12 protein-coding genes are annotated in these 18,134 nt (G+C 64.4%); 5 read left to right on the top strand and 7 right to left on the bottom strand.

Going from position 1 to position 18,134, the window contains the following annotated elements; all coding sequences use genetic code 11:
* Positions 1-257: 257 nt before the first annotated feature.
* Positions 258-938, bottom strand: coding sequence for a response regulator transcription factor (locus ACOYJQ_RS02910; protein ID WP_433456188.1), 681 nt, complete (start codon positions 936-938; stop codon positions 258-260).
* A gap of 763 nt (positions 939-1,701) precedes the next feature.
* Here ACOYJQ_RS02910 and ACOYJQ_RS02915 point away from each other — a divergent pair.
* Both ACOYJQ_RS02915 and ACOYJQ_RS02920 read left to right on the top strand, forming a co-directional pair.
* Positions 1,702-2,403, top strand: coding sequence for a sugar transferase (locus ACOYJQ_RS02915; protein ID WP_433456190.1), 702 nt, complete (start codon positions 1,702-1,704; stop codon positions 2,401-2,403).
* Positions 2,400-3,266, top strand: a complete 867-nt coding sequence (locus ACOYJQ_RS02920) for a glycosyltransferase (protein WP_433456192.1) — start codon at positions 2,400-2,402, stop codon at positions 3,264-3,266. Before ACOYJQ_RS02915 ends, ACOYJQ_RS02920 begins: the two co-directional genes overlap by 4 nt.
* 113 nt (positions 3,267-3,379) lie before the next feature.
* On the opposite strand, the gene ACOYJQ_RS02925 is transcribed toward ACOYJQ_RS02920, so the two are convergent.
* The 6 genes from ACOYJQ_RS02925 to ACOYJQ_RS02950 all read right to left on the bottom strand — a co-directional run bounded on the left by ACOYJQ_RS02925 (position 3,380) and on the right by ACOYJQ_RS02950 (position 12,018).
* Positions 3,380-4,315 (bottom strand): 1,3-beta-glucanase, encoded by a 936-nt coding sequence (locus ACOYJQ_RS02925; protein ID WP_433456194.1) that lies wholly within the window; start codon positions 4,313-4,315, stop codon positions 3,380-3,382.
* A gap of 63 nt (positions 4,316-4,378) precedes the next feature.
* Positions 4,379-5,461 (bottom strand): glycosyltransferase family 4 protein, encoded by a 1,083-nt coding sequence (locus ACOYJQ_RS02930; RefSeq protein ID WP_433456419.1) that lies wholly within the window; start codon positions 5,459-5,461, stop codon positions 4,379-4,381.
* 116 nt (positions 5,462-5,577) lie between these two features.
* Complete coding sequence (locus tag ACOYJQ_RS02935) at positions 5,578-6,675, bottom strand: glycosyltransferase (RefSeq protein WP_433456421.1); 1,098 nt, start codon at positions 6,673-6,675, stop codon at positions 5,578-5,580.
* 260 nt (positions 6,676-6,935) lie between these two features.
* Positions 6,936-8,588: a hypothetical protein gene (locus ACOYJQ_RS02940; RefSeq protein ID WP_433456196.1), complete on the bottom strand. Its 1,653-nt coding sequence runs from the start codon at positions 8,586-8,588 to the stop codon at positions 6,936-6,938.
* Complete coding sequence (locus ACOYJQ_RS02945) at positions 8,585-10,606, bottom strand: glycosyltransferase (protein WP_433456198.1); 2,022 nt, start codon at positions 10,604-10,606, stop codon at positions 8,585-8,587. The genes ACOYJQ_RS02940 and ACOYJQ_RS02945 overlap by 4 nt, the downstream gene beginning before the upstream one ends.
* On the bottom strand, positions 10,603-12,018 hold the full coding sequence (locus tag ACOYJQ_RS02950; protein WP_433456200.1) for a hypothetical protein: 1,416 nt from the start codon (positions 12,016-12,018) through the stop codon (positions 10,603-10,605). The genes ACOYJQ_RS02945 and ACOYJQ_RS02950 overlap by 4 nt, the downstream gene beginning before the upstream one ends.
* Positions 12,019-12,651: 633 nt before the next feature.
* Between ACOYJQ_RS02950 and ACOYJQ_RS02955 the strand changes: the two genes are divergently transcribed.
* The 3 genes from ACOYJQ_RS02955 to ACOYJQ_RS02965 all read left to right on the top strand — a co-directional run bounded on the left by ACOYJQ_RS02955 (position 12,652) and on the right by ACOYJQ_RS02965 (position 18,125).
* Positions 12,652-13,989 carry an NAD(P)-binding protein gene (locus ACOYJQ_RS02955; protein ID WP_433456202.1) on the top strand — a complete coding sequence of 446 codons (1,338 nt, stop codon included), beginning with the start codon at positions 12,652-12,654 and terminating at the stop codon, positions 13,987-13,989.
* Between the two features lie 342 nt (positions 13,990-14,331).
* Complete coding sequence (locus ACOYJQ_RS02960) at positions 14,332-16,971, top strand: NAD-dependent epimerase/dehydratase family protein (RefSeq protein ID WP_433456204.1); 2,640 nt, start codon at positions 14,332-14,334, stop codon at positions 16,969-16,971.
* Positions 16,968-18,125 carry a glycosyltransferase gene (locus ACOYJQ_RS02965; RefSeq protein WP_433456206.1) on the top strand — a complete coding sequence of 386 codons (1,158 nt, stop codon included), beginning with the start codon at positions 16,968-16,970 and terminating at the stop codon, positions 18,123-18,125. Before ACOYJQ_RS02960 ends, ACOYJQ_RS02965 begins: the two co-directional genes overlap by 4 nt.
* Positions 18,126-18,134: the final 9 nt, after the last annotated feature.

The following is an 18,134-nucleotide window of genomic DNA, read 5'->3' on the forward strand; positions in this document are numbered from 1 at the left end:
GAGGCTTGCCGGCCGCTGAGCCGTTGCCATTCCGCATCGCCCGTGGGGTAAAGTTGCGGCTCGACGACGATCCGGGCGAGTGGCGAATCGGGTTGGAAAAGCGCTTTCCTTGTCGCGCCGATGAAGACGGCATGACCGTTGCGTTCCGGTTCGCCGCGCTGCGGCCCTCGTCCGTCCGACAAATACTATCGACGATAAGTATTGCCGAGTCGGGCGGCTGACGATCTTCAGGCGTCTCGTCCTCCCGGCTGCCGCCGTCAGGGGCGGAGTTGGCCGCGGGCGCGCAGCACCCACATCGCAGCCTCGAAGCGATTGCGAACGTTGAGCTTGCGCAGGACTGCCTTGACATGACATTTGACGGTCGGCTCCGCGATGCCGAGCGATCTGCCGATATGCTTGTTTGGCAGCCCCTCCGCCAGCAACGCGAGAACTTCCGTCTCGCGCGGCGACAGAAGCGACCGGCGATCGATTTTACCGGCGGCATCGTCCGCCTGCTCCCGCTGCTTGCGTTTCGACAAGGGCAGGGCCGCGACGCGGCGCGGAGACGCTTTTCCGTTGCAGGCCGCGACGACCGGAAAGTCGCCCGCGCCGAATGAGGCGCGCATGCTGGCGATGTCGGCGACATATTCCGGCGGCGCCTCGAATGCAACGCGAATCCGCCTCTCCGCATCCGGCGACGATTTCTGACCTATCTGCGGGGGGAGGGCCTTCTCAATAGTTGCGGAAACAACTGACGATTTCATCGAAAGCACCTCGCACGCACCCTCACGCTCAATCGTTCTTTCCGTAAACCTGAAGATTGTCAGTGACTGCGGATGGTGCCCGGATGAGGTCAGGCCGTCCGATTGCAGTGTCGGCCGGCCCGATGGGCCAAAAGGCGCGGCATCGCCGGATTCCCGGCGCTCGGTTGAAATCACCGATGTCCAGACCTCATCCATGGTCAATAACAGCCTTTAGTGCATGCTTTCATGTCAGAAATTGCTGCGGTCAAAGTAAGGAAACAGAACCGAACTGCTTGAAACCTATGTTCAGTGTGTGTTTTATGTCAAGTAATTTTTTCGTAATCGGCGCTCATGCGCAATAGGGAGGCAGATGTACAGTCTGCATGATGAATAAATTTGCACGATTGGCGTGTAATATGCGATCGCTGGATCAAAGTATTTTTCATTTTATTTCTGTGATAAATCGCCGACATGCGATGTTTATCGACTGCCATATCGCGCATTATGATGCGTTAAGTTAGATTATATGACCGGTATTGTTATATAGATACCAATATGGGCAGGGCAGTTGAAGCTATTTTGTCGCCAAATGTTCCAAAATCGCTTTTCTTTAGCCTGATGCACGCATAGCGCGAAAATAGCGGTCTCCGCCGCGCGTCGTTTCTTGCGCGTCGACCGTGCCTATTCTGCAACAGTTCTGCGCCAACCAATGCTCGCCAACGCTTGTCGATCCCTGCCGCAGCCGGATTGAACGCCATGAACGCTCTCATTCCAAGGGATTAAGCCATCATGATAGTTGCATTCGGTTAGCGTATTTCTGTATTCAATCATGGACTAGAGCATACTGGTTATGGTAACTAGAGCCAGAAAAATCTGAACAAGCATATCCGCGCGGGATGCATGTCGGTAATTCCGGCATCGGCGCGGCTCGCGCCTTTGCGGGCTTGCTTGGAGATATGGCTCGACGCGGGGTGCGGTCATGGTTCAGCGAATGATCGGCAAGGTGCCTTCCGGCTTTTCCGGCCACTCGGCGCCGGTTGGCGAAGCGCGTCCGAGGCGCGTCATGCATGTTTTACGCGATGCGGCGAAGCGTGTTTTCGATATGGCGGTGAGTTTCATCCTCATCATTCTGGCGCTTCCGCTGTTCCTCGTCGTGGGCGCCATCGTCGCCATGGACGGTGGCCCGGTCTTCTTCCGCCACAAGCGGGTGGGGCGCGGCGGTGAACTGTTCGGCTGCTGGAAGTTCAGGACGATGATCGTGGATGCCGAGGCGTGCCTCGGCGAATATCTCGCCCTGCACCCCGAGGCGGCCGAGGAATGGCGGCATGACCAGAAGCTGTCTTTCGATCCGCGGGTTACGCCGGTTGGCCGTTTCCTGCGGGGCACAAGCCTCGATGAACTGCCGCAGTTGTTCAACGTGCTGCTGGGAGATATGAGCCTCGTCGGGCCGCGGCCGGTGACGAAGGGCGAAATGGCCCATTACGGCGACGTCGCTGCGCTCTACACGATCGTGCGTCCCGGAATAACCGGGCTGTGGCAGGTGAGCGGCCGCAACGACATCGGTTATCGGGAGCGTGTGGCGCTCGACAAACGCTATATCCTGAACCACCATTTGTTGTTCGACTTCATTATTCTGTATCGCACCATCGGCGTCGTGCTGTCGCGAAGGGGCGCGCGATGACCTCGGGTGCGCTCCCGGCCGGCGATGCCGCAAGCGATACGGCGGTGCAGCCTTCCATCAGCCTTCTGATGTCCACCGGCGGCGACGAGACGGCCGCTGGCCTGGAAAAAAGCCTGGACAGCCTGCGGGCGCAGACGCTGCCGCCGGACCAGATCGTGCTTGTGGTCGACGGTCCCGTCGACAGCGCGCGGGAAGCCCTGATCGAGCGATTCGGGCTGCTTTACGAAAGCGGCCCCACGACCTTCACGCTGCTGCGCCTGCCGCGCAGCCAGGGCTTCGTGTCTGCGATGAACGCCGGTCTTGAGCTTTGCAGGGGCGCCTATACCATGCGCATGGATGGCGGCGACGTGAACCTGCCCGACAGGATCGCGGTCAAGGCATCCTATCTGCGCGATCACCCGGACACGGATTTCGTCTCGTCGTGGACGGAAGAGTCTTTCGATGACGGCCGGCCGTCATCGCTCAGAACGTCGCCCGTCACCCATGAGGCTATTCTGCAAGCCCTGCGCTGGCGCAACGTGATCGTGCATCCCACGATCTGCGTGCGCACGGAATTGTTGCGCGCGGTCGGCGGCTATCGCAACCGCTTCGGGCTGCCGGACTACGATTTGTTCGTGCGTCTGGCGCAGGCCGGAGCGCGCTTCCATGTCATTCCCAAGGCCTTGCTCAAGATCCGTTCGGAAACGGAACGGAACGGCGAGGCGGGCAGGCTGCGATACGCACTGCGCGAACTCGACTTCCGGCGCGGGCTTTATCGCACCGGCTTCGTCAACCTGCGTGAATTCGTTCTCGGCGCGGGCATCGGCGTGATTTCCCGCCTTGTCGCGGGTGGCGGGGGCGGAAAGAAACATGCCGCCGCGTGAGGCGGTACGCCGCCCGGCGGCCGCACGGAAATATCCCGCCTGACAGCCTCGCTCCCGCAGCGGGGCTTTCATGCCGTCCGGCGAGCCGGGTCCGCCGGACATCGACCCTGCCGTTACTGATAAACGCGAAAGTAATCGACCCGCATGTGCGCGAGATGATGTTCGGGCAGCAGGGGGTTCGGATAGGCGTAGTCGGAGCGCAGCGCGAGGGTGAAGATCGCCCAGAACACGTCATTCTTCACGTCCATCTCCGCCGAGCGCCCCATGGTCCAGACGAGCGGCTCGCCGTTGAAGGTGCTGCGGATCGGCTTGCGGTTGAAGTAGACGACGCATTTGTTCCTCACCAGCAATATGCCGTAGAGGTTGTATCCTTCCGTCATGTCGACGTCGGTCGGCACGCCGCTGCTCTGGTGGCGCTCGCCGGGCTGCCCCCATTCGTGCAGATAGGCGCCGTAGAGGCGGGGCTCGAAGCCCTTGTGCTCGACCACGTCGAGCTCGATGCTGGTGCGCGGGTGCAGGATGCTGCGGCCGTTCAGGAACCAGAAGGCCGGCCATGTCAGCGGATGGGCGGGAAAGCGCATCCTCGCCTCGAAGTAGCCGCGCCGCCAGCCCTTGAGGATGGTCCCGTCCGGCTGCGCGGTTTGCAGGTTGCCCGAGATCCACTGGAATTCCGGCAGGTTGTTGCCGTAATATTTCGGCACGTTCATCGGTTGGCCGATATATTTCACCGAGATCCGGAGCGCCTTGCCGTTCTCCGTTTCGGGATCGTCGACGATCGCATAAGGGTTGAACCCTTCCTCACCGTCGATGCGGGAGAAGGCCGAGCGGCCGTAGAAACCGCCATCGGCGGTTCCGGCCTTGGGGCCGGCATGCCAGATCGCGGGATCGATCCTCTCAAAACCCTCGTCGAACACGAGCGAACGGTTGAACGTGGGGTCTTGCGTCGGATCGAGCGAGGCGTCGGCATGGGCGGCGCGCGCGAGAAGGGGAAGCGACACGAGGCCGGCGCCGGCTTTCAGCACGGTGCGTCGGGAAAGGAATGACTGCATCGAAACTCTCCTGCCGGTAGACCGGAATCGGGATATTCAAGGAGCGGCGACGGGGCGTGACCGTCAGTTCTTCGCCGCGCGCCCGGACCGCTTTCCTGCTCCCGCGGCCTCGTAAACGGCCAGCGTTTCGCGCATGACGCGGTCGATCGTCAGATGGCCGATGTTGAGCTGGCTTCGCCGGCGCCATTCGGCCAGATTGTCGGGGTCGTCCAGAAGGCTCAACAACGCCTCGCCGATCGCCTGCGGCGATTGCGGCGGCACGAGGATGCCGGCCTCGCCCATTTCCAGCAGCTCGGGAATGCCGTCCACCTTCGTGCCGATGATGGCGCAACCCGCCTCGCGCGCCTCCGACAGGACCAGCGGCGCGGGATCGGCGAGCGACGGCAGCACGAGGATGTCGGCGCCGAGCATCCAGGGAAAGGGATCGTCCAGTCCGCCGACGAAGGTGACGGCCTCCGCGTAGGGCGCCTTGCCGACCATTTCCTGGTAAGTGGAAAGGTACGGCCCGCCGCCGACGATGTAAAGCCGCGCATCCGGGTGTTTCGCGCGGGCGATGGCGAAACCGTCGAAGAGGTCCGGCAGTCCCTTTCGCGGGTGCTGGCCGCCGACGAAAAGGATGGAAGGCGATTCCAGCGCGACGGGCGTGCGGTCCCTGCCGCGGAACCGGATCGAGCCGATGGTTCCGTTCAGCACCATCGCCAGCCGGGAGGCGGGTATGCCGCGCTGTCGCATCGACGCCCGGACGGCCTCGCTGACGGCGATGACGCGGTTGCCGAGCCCCATGAGGATGGCGCTCTTCTCGAAGGCGTTGTGAACGGTCGTCACCAGCGGCAGCCCGGAGAGCTTGCAGACGGGGAACGCCAGCACGGCGCTCGTCATCATATGGGCGTGCACGACGTCGGGACGCCAGGCGCGGACGAAGCGCCGCAGCGCGGTGAGCGCCGTCACCAACTCCCGCGGCTTGCGGGTGTGGTCGAGAAACGTGGTCTCGACCCCGGCCTTTGCCAGCAGGGCGTCGAAATCCCCGCCGCCGCTGGCGATGGCGACGTCGTGGCCGCTTTCCTTCTGGGCGCAGGCGAGGTCGACGGCCGCATGGACATGTCCGTTGAGGCGGTTCGTGTGGTTCAGGATGTGAAGGATGCGCAGCGTCATTCTGGTCCGACCCTCAAATTTCTGTCATCGTGCGGAGCGGCGCGGGCCGTCCGCATCGGCCGCTGAAAACAATGCGAGGTCCGGTTGCGCGTCCGCCGGTTGCCGCATGATCAGATTCCGTCGCTTCCCAGCAGGGGGGAAAGCTCGGCCCACATGCGGCGGCGGAACTGCGGTTCGGAAAACCCGCGCGCATGGGCGAGGATGGCTTCCTGATCGACCGCGAACCTGTCCATGCGCTCCACGCCTTCGATGAGGGCATCGACCGACTGGGTATCGAAGAACAGGCCCGATACGCCCTCGGCGACCGTCTCCAGCGCGCCGCCGCGGCGATAGGCGAGGACGGGCCGGCCGCTCGCCATCGCCTCGACGGGAACGATGCCGAAATCCTCCTCGCCGGGAAACACCAGCGCCCGGCACCGGGCGTAGTGATGGCGCAGCACGTCGAAGCGCTGCGGCCCCATCACCGTGACGGTCGGGCCGGCCAGCCGCCGGATCGTTTCGAGAAGCTCGCCGCCGCCGATTACCACCAGCTTGCGTCCGAGGCGGTTGAACGCCTCCACCGCGATCTCGGGGCGCTTGTAGCTGACGAGTTCGCCCACCATCAGATAGTAATCTTCCGCCTCGGCGGGCGGCACCGGCGTGAAATCCTCGACCTTGACGGGCGGGTAGACCACCGACGCGTCGCGCCGGTAATAGCGTTGGATGCGCGAGCGCACGTTGTCGGAATTGGCGACGAAATGATCCACGCGCATCGAGGATACCGCGTCCCAGTTGCGGATGTAGTGGCTGAGCGGGGCCATGGCCAGCCGCTTGAGGGGGCCGCTGTTGTCGCGGTAATCCTGATACATGTTCCAGATGTAGCGCATCGGCGAGTGGCAATAGCAGACATGCAGCGCTTCCGGCGGCGGTATGATTCCCTTGGCGGGGCCGGACTCGCTGCTGATGACGAGGTCGTATCCGCGCAGGTCGAGCTGTTCGAGCGCCAGCGGCATGAGCGGAAGATAGTTCTTGTAGTAGCGCGCGGGGCGCGGCAGGCCGCCGATGAAGGTGGTCTTCACCTTGTGGCGGCTGACGATCGGCGAGACGGCTTCCGGGTTGTAGGCGTGGGTGAAGATATCCGCGTCGGGAAACATCCGGCACAGCGATTCGAGCACCTTCTCGCCGCCGCGCATCGTCACGAGCCAGTAGTGGACCAGCGCAACCCGCATGCCGCGGGTGCGGGCCTCGATGCCGTCCGCCGCGAGGTCACCTTCGGCGTCCGCCGATTCCGCAGTCCCGGTTGTATCTGTGGTCGGCATCGTCTTTTATCCGATATCATATGTGTTGCTATTGGACATGCATTATGTCGCCAATTCTTGTCGTCCATAAGAAAAAGACGAACAAGCGCGAAGCTCGGCGATCGATAAACGGCGCCTGTGGCGAGCATGCCTCGCGAAACAGCGCCTGTGATCGCCGGCGCGGCCGGTTCTCACGTTTCGGCCCGGTTGACGATGGCGCCGATGATGTTCACCCCGACGCTTCTGATGTGGTATTCCGCCTCCCTGATATCGTCGACGGACGTGTGCGCCGCCGCGACGATGATGACCGTATCCGCGTGGCGGGCCAGCGCCTTGGCATCGGCGGATTCGGACAGCGGCGGCAGGTCCAGCAGGACGTCGCCGCGCGCCTTGGCGAAATCGAGCAGTTCCGCCATCGCGGGATCGCGCAGGTCGGCGAAGGTGCTGACGCGCACCCGCAGCTCCGTCGCAGGCAGCAGGGCGATGCCGTTGGCGTCGAGCAGCGTGCCATGTTCCGGGGAAGGGCCTGAAAGGGCGTAGCGCGCCGTCAACCCGCGTCCCGAACCCTCGACGTCGCCGTCGACCACGGTCACGATCCGCCCGTTCGCCTGCATCAGATGCGCGAGGTTCATGCACAGCATGCTGCATCCGACATCGGGCCCCCAGGCGACGAGAGCGATGACGCGGTTCCCCTTCCGCAAGTCCGGCGCGGAAGCCAGATTGATCGAGGTGCGCAGGTCGCGAATCGCCAGCGCGAAGGGCGAGCGGGGCTGCGATGTCACGAGAGCGTCCCGCTGGATGGCGGTGAGCTGATGAGCGCGCCGCCCTTCCGGCACCGAGGCGAGGCAGGCGATGCCCGTCTCGCGGGTCAGCCGCGCGCCGCTGCGCACGCTGCGATCCAGCGCCGTGGCGATGGCGATGACGAACAGCCCGCTCATCAGCCCCAGCACGCCGCCCATGGCGATGATCAGTTTCGGACGGGGGGCCGAGGGAGACAGCGGACGCAGCGCCGCGCCGATGACGCGGCCGTCGGCGTCCGGCATCTGACCTTCCGGCAGAACGCCGCGTCTCACCGCATCCGCCGCGTCCTCGACCTGCGCCGACAGCGCATCGACGCGCCCCTGGACGAATTCCGCGCCGCCGCTCGCCGCCGCGGCCTTGAACGCGACCGATTGCAGCAGATAGGCCGAGGCGGCCGAGTTCGCGACACGCGAGGAGATTTCGGGATCTGAGGACGAATAGGAGATCTCGATCACGTAGGACTGCCCGATGCGGCGGGCCGAGAAGCGGCTCTGGAACTTCGCGAAGGCCTCCCGCCAAGCCTGATCCACCGCGCTCGGCGCGGGGAACGGCTGTGCGTCGTCCGCCGGCGGCGAGGCGCCGGAGCCGCCGCCGCCACCGAAAATCCGCGTGATGCCGGACAGCAGTTGCGACATCCCGCTGGGAGGCTGCGGCCCGAGCTCGGGCAGGTCGATCAGGCCGAGGCTGTTGAACACCTGCGCCTGAAGGCGCTCCGAGCGGATCACCTGCAACTCGCTGTCCACCCGGTTCAGGTCGAGCGACGTGATCGTGGTATCGCGCGAAAAACCGCCCGACTGGCGCGGCGGCTCGAGAATGATGACCGACGAGGTGGTATAAACCGGCGGCTGGGAGCGGGCATAGAAGAAAGCCACCACCACGCAGGCGGATACCCAGATCGCCAGCGGCAGCTTGCGGCGGCGCACCGCCCGGATCACCGCCCGGATGAGCGCGATGGGGCCGTCCTCGGCGCCGGAGGGCGGCGCGTCCGCGCCCAGTCTTGCGCGCACGGTGCGGTCTGTCGGGATGTCCCTGTCCTGTATCACTTGCGGCCTCCTGCTCCGATTGCGGCCGCTTTTTCCGGCTCGATGCGTCCGCGGAGAAGATCGGCCACGCCGAGGAGGTTGCCTCTCAACCGCCCTCTCCGGTCTATGAAAGCTTCCGGCCGCGCCGAACGCAAGACATTGCTGGTAACGTTCCGAAAAATGTGATCGACGACCTGTCCCGGCGTCATTGTTTTCTTGAGCATCATGTAGATCGGGTTGACGATTTGTGAATATCCGAAGCGCTCGCCGCTGACGCGGCCGCCCTTCGTGCCCATGTGAACGCCGCGGGCATCCGCGCATTTGGCGAACCTGCCGCCGCTTTTGGCGAGTTCCCCGGCGAAGTCGCGGTCTTCCAGCCAGCCGTAGAGCACGAGGCGTTCATCGAACTTGACCTCGCCGATGGCCGAGGCGCGAAACGCCATGTTGCAGCCGTAGGGGCTGTAAGGCTCGATCCACGACCAGTCGCAATCCGCCCCGGAACTTTCGACGATGCCGACCGCCTCCTCGAAGCCGATGCCCGGCCCCTTGACGCCGTCCGCGAGCACGCGCCCGGTGAAGCCGGCGAGGCTCGACTCGTCGCGGAACGTCCGGGCGGCGACGGCCAGCCAGTCCTCGTGAGCGACGAAATCGTCGTCGAAGAAGGCGACGACGTCCATGCCCGGCTTCAGCGCCGCCAGCGCCGTATTACGCTGCGTCGGCAGTCCGCCCGGCCCCGTCACGACCCTGACGCCTTCTGCCTGCGTGAGATCGCCCGCATCCGCCACGTCGACGCAGGACACGACGACGTCGACGGGTTTGAGCGTCTGCGTCGCGAGCAGGTGGCGCAGGGTGATGCTGACCGTCTCCGGCCGCCCCCGCGTCGCCACGACCACCGCGACCTTGTCCGTCGGCGGCGGCGCGGCGTGCGCCGGCACGCGCCGGGCCGGGTCATGCAGAAGATCCAGATAGCCCGCCGCCGTCGCCGACCAACTGAAAAGGCGCACGCGCTCCCGTCCCCGGCCCGCGAGATCCTCGCGCAGCGCCTCCGAGCCCGCGAGCGCGTCGATCCGCCCGATCCAGGCGTCCGGGTCCTCGGGCGAGGCCAGCAGCGCCGCGTCGCCGCATACCTCCGGCATGCTGGCGCGATCGGAAGACACCACGGGGCAGTTCCGGGCCATCGCCTCGACGATCGGCAGGCCGAAGCCTTCCGTCCACGACGGGAAGACGAGGCAAAGGGCATGGTCCATCAGGCAGGCCAGATCGTGATCCGATACGCGGCCGATCACCCGCAGATTCGGCGCTTCATGCAGCGTCTCCGGCGCGAAGATGCCGGCGTCGCCGCCCGCGATGACGATGTCGATGTCTCGCGCGGCCAGCCCCGGCGCTAGTCTGGCGAGCAGTTGCAGGTTCTTGTGGCGGGCCTGCGATCCCAGCGCCAGCACGAATCGCCTGCCGGCGGCGCGGACGGATTCCACGACGGGCGGCGCTATCCGGGCCAGCGCGGGATCCCACGCGAGAGCATGTTCATGGCCGTTGGGCAGCACGGCGATGTCGGCGGCCCGGATGGGGAGATGGCGCGCGATCTGCCGCGCCGAAGCCTGCGACACCGTGACGATGCGGGCGGAACGGCGGACAAGCAGCGGCTGCAATACGCTGTAGAGCCGGCGAAAGGCGCCGCCGTAGCTCTCGTGGGCGACGAAGACATTGGCATCGTGGATGCACACGATCTGATCCGCCTTCGCGGCGGGGGCGGTGTTGCCGAGGTTGAGCAGGCGCCCGGCCCACAGGCGGGGCAGCACCAGTTGCTCCCACGGGTGGCCCGACAGAGGCCCCTCGCTGACGAAGGTCATGGCCTTGAGGCCCGGATTTTCGATGCCCGGCGGGGCGATGAGCCGGGCGGTCGCCTTGCGGTCCGCGAGGATGTCGTCCAGCGCCGCGACCACGTTGCGGGCATAGCGCTGCACGCCGGTCACGTTCTGGCTGAGGAAGCGCCCGTTGACGGCGAAAGAGGCGGATTCACGGGAGGCGGAGTCACTCATGCCATCACTCCTGCATGTCGTCCGGTGGTCGGCGTTCCCGCCCGCATCTCGTCCGGCGCGCGTTCGGGGCGCGCGGAGGCAATCGCGGCGAGCGCGTAGAAGAAAAGCCCCTGATCGACGGTCGACCCCACCATCAGGTCGCCGATCATCAGGCCGAAGCAGCCGTTGCGTGCGGCTGTCCGCGCATCCGTGGCGAAACTGCCTGTCGGTCCGGGATTGATCAGCAGCGCGGTGATCAGGAAGATCATGTAGAACAGCGTGCCGATCACGCCCACGCCGGCCAGCAGCGCCGTGGCGATGCTCGACGTGCGGATGGTGCCGAGGCCGACGCCGATCCCGCCGCTGTCGATGAAATTCGTGATCGCGATCGTGTTCCAGGAGCCGCGCTCGACACCCGAGGAGGTGGTTGCCTTGGAGAGGACGACGAGATCGATGTAATCGCCGACGATGGCGGAGGTTTTCGGATCCAGCAGAATGGCGAGAACGGTGAAGATCGCCAGCAGCGGCAGAGACAGCACGACGGCCGAACTGTTGCGGGTGCGCGGCGAGATGCCGCACCGCGTCACCGCCGTCACATAGAGCACGCACATCATCACCGGAAGGCCGGCCAGGCCGGTCGAGGACGTCGACAGGAGGGTGAGGAGGAGGGTGACGAGGGCGAGGCTGCCCGTCAGCAACGGCTTGTAACCGCAGAGCCAGAGGGTGCCCGTGACGCCGAGCACGCCCAGCGAGGAACGGGCGAAGGAAGACGCTTCCGTGAACGCGCCGACGATCCGCTTCATGCCGCCGACATCGCTTTCGGTATGAAGCGCGTAGCGGGCGTTGCGCATGAAATCGAGCACCGCCGCCGTGCCGGTGGCGTCGGTGACGAGGTCCACAAACGCGAAGAAGGTGTTCGCCATCGCATAGGCGAGCATCGCCGCGACCGCCGCCTTGAAACCCTCGGCGGTGGAACTGAGCGCCGCAAAGACGCCGAAGCCAAGAACGCTCGCCGCCATGTAGACGCTTTGCGTGAAGTTGCTCGATACCGGGCCGAGCGGCACCGTGGAGCCGGTGTTGTCGAAGGCCGATGCGCCGAGCGGCACGATCTGCGTGAGGCCGGCCATGACGCGCGGATAGAACATGGCGGTGGCCACGCCGTAAACGGCCGTGCACACCAGCCAGAATCCCGGCCGGTCGGGATGCAGGGCTTGCAGGAAAGCCGCCGTCTCGCGCCGGCGCGTGAACACGGTGACAGCCGTGATGCCGAGGAAAACATGCCCTGGCGGAACATTCGCCGGGCCGATGAACATCGCCGACGCGGCGCCGAACACCGTCGCGATCACGAGAAGGATCAGCGCGGTGCGATAATCGAGAAACAGGCACAGCAGAGCGATCGCAATCGTCACCAGCCCGATCGGTTCTATGCTCATGACGCTACGGTGAATGACGCGAAAACAGGGAAGACGATGGTACGGCCGGCCCCGCCGTCGCCACGCTTTTCGGCCTGCGCGGGAGCGTTTTCTGGCAGGTTTCCGCAACAGACCATCACTTAGCCGACTCCGCGAAGGTTACACAGGCGATGCCGGGGACTCTATACCCGAATAGACGAACGAATTGCAATTGCCGCTTAACCAACGTGCCGAAATTGCGATATCTTATCCGATTTTAAGGCAGACTGTGATCACTAAATAAGCTGTGTGTGATATATATATCAATCATGATACCGCTATGGGTGGCGATGCCGACAGTCGATAAGCTTCTTCGGCCCTTTCTGGCCATAGAAAAGCGCGAATTTCGGTTTAAAGACATGATTCCATGACGCATTAAGGGTTATGCATTATTCGCATATTGTCCACGATATTCTTGATGGCGTATATTCACTGAGTCGTTGCCTGTTTTCGAAATGGGTCTACAGTGTGCCGGTTCGGTCGCGTTCGCGGCCGGATGGAGTCTCACATTACAGGTATGTCTCTCGCGCGGCCGGGCGCATGACCGGCCGTTCTGCTGTGCCGTCTTGATGAAGCGCCTGTCCGGTGTTGCTTGAACTGTGTTCGGGGTCGGGAATGAGCGAATTTTCAGCGATTGTACTTGGAGCGGGTGTCTCGGGCCTGGTGTCCGCCGCGGTTCTGGAGGCCCGTCTGAATGGGCCGGTATTGCTTGTCGATGAATATGAGCGGGTCGGCGGGAACCATATTTCGGTGGATGTGGGTCCTTATACTTTCGATATAGGGAGTTTTTTCTTTCAGGACGATTCGCCCCTTCTGACCCATTTCCCCGAGATGCTGCAAGTCTACCATGATATCGGCAGATACAGCATTTCGCGGCTCACGCCTTACGGCGGGGTTTCGCGGTATCCTGTCGATGTCCGCAGGGACCTGTTCGGCGGCGGCCCCGTCGAGCTTGCCCGGATATTGTTTTCGCTTCTCTCGGCGCGGCTGCGGGTCGATCCGGCCAGGAATGCGGAAAGCTATATGACGTTCTGGATGGGCCGTCGCTTCGCCGCGCGTTCCGGGCTTCAGGGATATCTGGAGCGTTTCTACGGCACGTCCCCGGAGCGGATAGAAGCGCTTTTCACCCAGAAGCGCATGGGCTGGATCGCCGAGGCGGGCAGTCTGAAAGGGGTGCTTGGCGTTTTGCGTCCCAAGAAGCGCAGCGCCGGCCCCACCAATCGCCAGTTGATCCGTCCGCGGGAGGGCTTTCGTCCGCTTTATGCGGTCGCGGCGGAAGCGCTGCGGGCGAAAGGCGTGACGATCGCGCTCGGGGCGCAGATGCAAGGCATCGACCGGCTGGAGGACGGCCGCATCAGATTGCGGACGGCGCAGGGCGAGCATGTCGCGCCGATGATGGTGTCGACGATCCCCGTGAACCGGGCGCTTGCCCTTTGCGGCCTGCCGGAGGACCCCAGAATCCGCAGCACCACGCTGACAAGCCTGCTCTACAGTTTCGAGGGCAACCGGAACTTCGATTCGAACGTACTCTACAATTTCTCCGATGGCGGGTTGTGGAAGCGCCTGACGGTGTTTTCGGATTTCTACGGCGAGGTCGCGGGGCGGAGTTATTTCGCCGTCGAGGTCGTCTCCGCCAGCGAGGCGATCGCGCCGGATGCGGCGCATGCCGATTTCCGGCGCCATACGGAGAAGGCGGGAATCCTGTCGGGCGATCTTCGGCTCGAAGGGGCGCTGATCACCGGCAATGCTTATCCGGCTTATCTCGACGGAGCGAGCGTGGCGGCCGAAGCGGCCGCAAGGCAGCTTGAGGAGCACGGCATTCTGGCCTTCGGCCGGCAGGGGGGATTCGATTATCAGCCCACCGCGCGCGTGTCGACGCTGGTGGCCGAGGAGCGGATATCGGCCGCTCTGGCCCCGCAAGGCCGGAGCGCGCCTGATGCCGCTGGCCGATGAGCTTGACCCGGACAAGGTTGATTCAAGATCGATCGAACGCCGGAGCCGATGGGAACCGCCGGCGGCTTGGGGCTGTTTCCTGCGTGATTTCGCTGCATGGACGCTCCGTCCGCGTCGCTGTATTGATAAATATCTATTGTAATCCGAATCGGGAGTTGCCTAAAAACTAAAGTTCAGTACAAGCGTATCTATAATTGTGGCAACTTCCGGTGGAATTGTTTATGATATGTAAGTGAACGGCTGGGGTTCTGCGGGGCGCATTCTTTTGTTCCCGATTCGGGGGTGACGAGGATAGGCCCCCGGAAACCGGACCCGGTCGAGGTTCGCAGATAGCGGGTTAAAATGCCGGTCATTGATTTATGGGCTGACGGAAGTGCATTTCCGGTTGCAGAGTGCGATATCTGCATCATCGGTTCGGGGCCTGCGGGCAGTTCGATCGCCCGGGAGCTGTCCGGCGTGGGCGTTCGCGTCGTCGTGCTCGAAAGCGGCGGCTTCGAGCGGCGCGCCGAGTCCGATGCGCTCAACGAGATCGAGAATGTCGGCCGCCCGCGCGCCGATCAATGGGCCGTGCGCAATCGCATCGTCGGCGGAAGTTCCCATACGTGGGGCGGCCGCAGTGCGCCTTTCGACGAAATAGACTTCGAGAAAAGGTCCTGGGTGCCCGATTCGGGCTGGCCTTTCGGGCTGGACGAGCTGGAGCCCTATCTCGACCGGTCGGCGCTCCATCTCGGCCTGGTCTACGGCAACGACTACAACGGCGAGCGTTTCTGGCAGCTCGCCGGCCGCAAGGCGCCGCAGGACGTGCCGGACCCGGCCCGGCTGTTGCAGTTCTTCTGGCAGCACAGCCGCGATGAGAACGAGTCTTATCCCTACGAATATACGCGCTTCGGCCGCAATCCGGAGCGGCGGCTGGGGCCCGACGTCACGCTGGTCGCCGGGGCGACCGTGCTGCGGATCAAGACCGTGGATTCCGGCCGCGCCGTGAGTTCCGTCGCGTTCGCGCGGCCGGACGGGAGCCTGCAATCGCTGTCCGCTCCCATCGTCGTGCTGTGCGGCGGCGGCATCGAGAACGCCCGCCTGCTGCTGTCGTCGGACGACCTGTCGCCCAACGGTCTGGGCAACGCGCATGATCTCGTCGGGCGATATCTGATGGATCATCTGCGCGGGCCTGTCGGGCATTTCGATGTCGCCGGCACGCAGGCGCTGCAAAAGCGCTTCGGACGCTACAATGTCGAGAACCGCTTCTTTCGGGCGGGCGTGCGCCTGAGCCCGGCGATACAGGAAGCCGAAAATCTGCTCAACGCCGCGGCCTGGCTCGGCGAGACTTTCGCCGAGGACGATCCCTGGAATGACATCCGCCGCATTCTCAGCGGCAGGCCGAGGGCTTCGGACATCGTGACCCTCGCCTCCAACGCGGGCCTGTTCCTGGGCAGCGTCAAGGATTATTTCATCGAGGGCAACGGCATACGGCGCAAGCTCTCCGAGTTGAACCTGCTGTGCATGGTCGAGCAGCGGCCCGACCCCGACAGTCGCGTCACGCTGTCCGACAAGCGCGACCGCTTCGGCATGCGGCTGTCCCGCATCGACTGGCGCAGCCACGAGGACGAATCGCGCACGATGCGCAGGACGGGCGAGCTGGTCGCCGAGCAGTTCCGCCTGCTCGGCTTTCCCGTGCCGACCCTCGCCGAGTGGGTGCGCGACGGGGCCGACATGCCGCTCGATTTCCGGGATGTCGCCCACCCGACGGGCACGACCAGGATGTCCGACGATCCGGCGAAGGGCGTCGTCGATATCGACAGCCAGGTGCACGGCATCGACGGCCTTTATGTCACGGGCAGCTCCGTCTTTCCGACGGCGGGCCATTGCAATCCCACCCAGATGATCGTCGCCCTCGCGCTGCGTCTGGCGGATACGCTCAAGGAGCGTGTCGCGGCGGCGCGCCCCGTCGCGGTGGCGACATCCGCCGCCCCGGACGCCGGGCCGGCGAAGGTGCTCGTCACCGGCGCGACCGGCCGCATCGGCCGCATTCTGGTCGAGGATCTTCTCGATCGTGGCTATCGTGTGCGCGCCACGACGTCGAAAACCCCGCCTGAGGACGACCGCGGCGGCAGGCTCGAATGGAAGCGCTTCGATTTCCTTGAGGATACCGATTACGACGGGCTCGTGGCCGGCTGCGACGCGGTGCTGCATCTCGCGGCCGAACTGGGCAAGATGGCGCGGATGCAGCGCGTCAATGTCGAGGCCACCCGCCGGCTCGGCGAGGCGGCGGAGAAGGCGGGCGTGCGGGCTTTCTGTTACGCCAGCTCCGTCGCGGTCTACGGCAGCGGGCTGACGCGGCGGATGTCGGAAGACGCGCCGGTTCTCACCGCCGAACGGGACGTGCCCTCCGAATACTGGGCGCTGGATTATGTCCGCGCCTACGGCAGAACCAAGCTCGCGGGCGAATATGCGCTGCGGGAGATCGCGAAAACCGTCCGTTACGTGATCCTGCGTCCCACGGTGGTGGTCGATATCGGGCAGATCATCGGCCTGCGCGACTGGGGCCGCGTGAAGCGGACGCTCGCCGCGCACCGGCACGCGCATCATGTCTATGTCCGCGACGTGACCCACGCGTTCATATGGGCGATGGAGCGCGCCTTCGCGAGCGCCGGGGCGCCGGGAAGCGTCGAGACCTTCAATCTGTCCGAAGACGAATATCCCGAGCCGACCCATGCCGATTTCATGCGCAAGGCTTTCGCGGCCAGCGGTGACAGCCGCTTTCGCGTCTTCCGCGCGCCGGGGATAGGCGACTGGCTGCACGATTTCCTCAGATTCCGCACGCTGCCGCTGCGCAACCCGCTCTGGCGCATGCAATTTCCGAACGACCGGCTGCGCGAGGCAGGCTACAGGCACCGGTTCGGGATGGCCGCGGCGGACGCGCAGGCGCTTGCGGCGCTGCGCGACGAATCCCGCAAGCACTCTCAAAAGGAAGCCGGTCGATGACGGTCGTGGCAGCCATGCCGGGCAAGGCCGAGCGTGACGTTTCCGCCGGAAAGCGCAGGTTTCTCTATATCCAGCCCGGCACCGCGTCTTTCGCCGGCATAGAGCGCGTCGTCGACACGGTGTGCACGGAGCTGGCCGAGCAATACGGTTCCGAATTCGAGGTGGACGTGCTTTATACGTCCATTCACAAGAACTATCCGACCGAGCCCAGGAAATACAACGCGATCCGGGAGCTTGCAAAGCACCGCCTGAAGCTCATGGCCGTCTATCGCGATATCATCAGCCGCAACAGGTATGATGTCGTCGTGGTTCCCCAGGTGGAGCCGACCGTGACGTGCTGGCTCTCCTGCCTCGGCCTCGGTCAGAAACTGATCATGCATATCCACGGCAACCCGGACGTCGAACGGCGCAACTTCAAGTCGGGGATCATGTTCTTCGTGATGAAGCATGTCGTTCTGCGCCGTCTCTCCTCGATCTTCGGAACGTCTCCCCGGCAGCTCGATTCGTTCAATGCGCTGTATCCGAGCGCGGTTCCCCGCGTCTGGGTGCCGAACCCGGTGCGGCGCTTCGACGATGGCCCGGAGAGAGCCTCCGAGAGCGGCGCCGGTGCGGCGCGTCCCGTGACTTATGTGAACGTGGGGCGTTTTTCCGATCAGAAAGGTCAGGATATCCTGATCGATGCATTCGCGAAGCTGCACAAGGAAAGGCCCGACACCCGGCTCAAGCTGGTCGGGCATGGCGTCAACGAGCCCGCCTTGCGCGCGCAGATCGACCGGCTCGGGCTCGCGGATGTGGCGACGATCGAGCATCATCCGACCAATCCCCAGGCCGCGCTGGCCGCGAGCGACATCTACGTCTCGACCTCGCGCTGGGAAGGCTGGTCGCTCGTGATATGCGAGGCGCTGCGGTTCGGGCTGCCGGTCATCGCCACGGATTGCGATTTCGGACCCAGCGACATTCTCACCGACCGCCGGCTGGGGACGCTCGTTCCCGCTTCCGCGGAAGAGGCGCTGGTCGAAGCCATGAAATACTATTACGATAATCTTGCTTCCGAAAAGGAATTTTCGGAGTACAGGAAAGAAGCGGTCGATGTTTACAGCGCGGAGCGTGTCGTTCACGTCCATGCGGAAGCGTTGAAGCGCGCGGCCGGGTGACGAATGCTT

The sequence above is a fragment of the Pseudochelatococcus sp. genome (assembly GCF_050946405.1).
In the GTDB taxonomy this organism is placed as follows: domain Bacteria; phylum Pseudomonadota; class Alphaproteobacteria; order Rhizobiales; family Beijerinckiaceae; genus Pseudochelatococcus.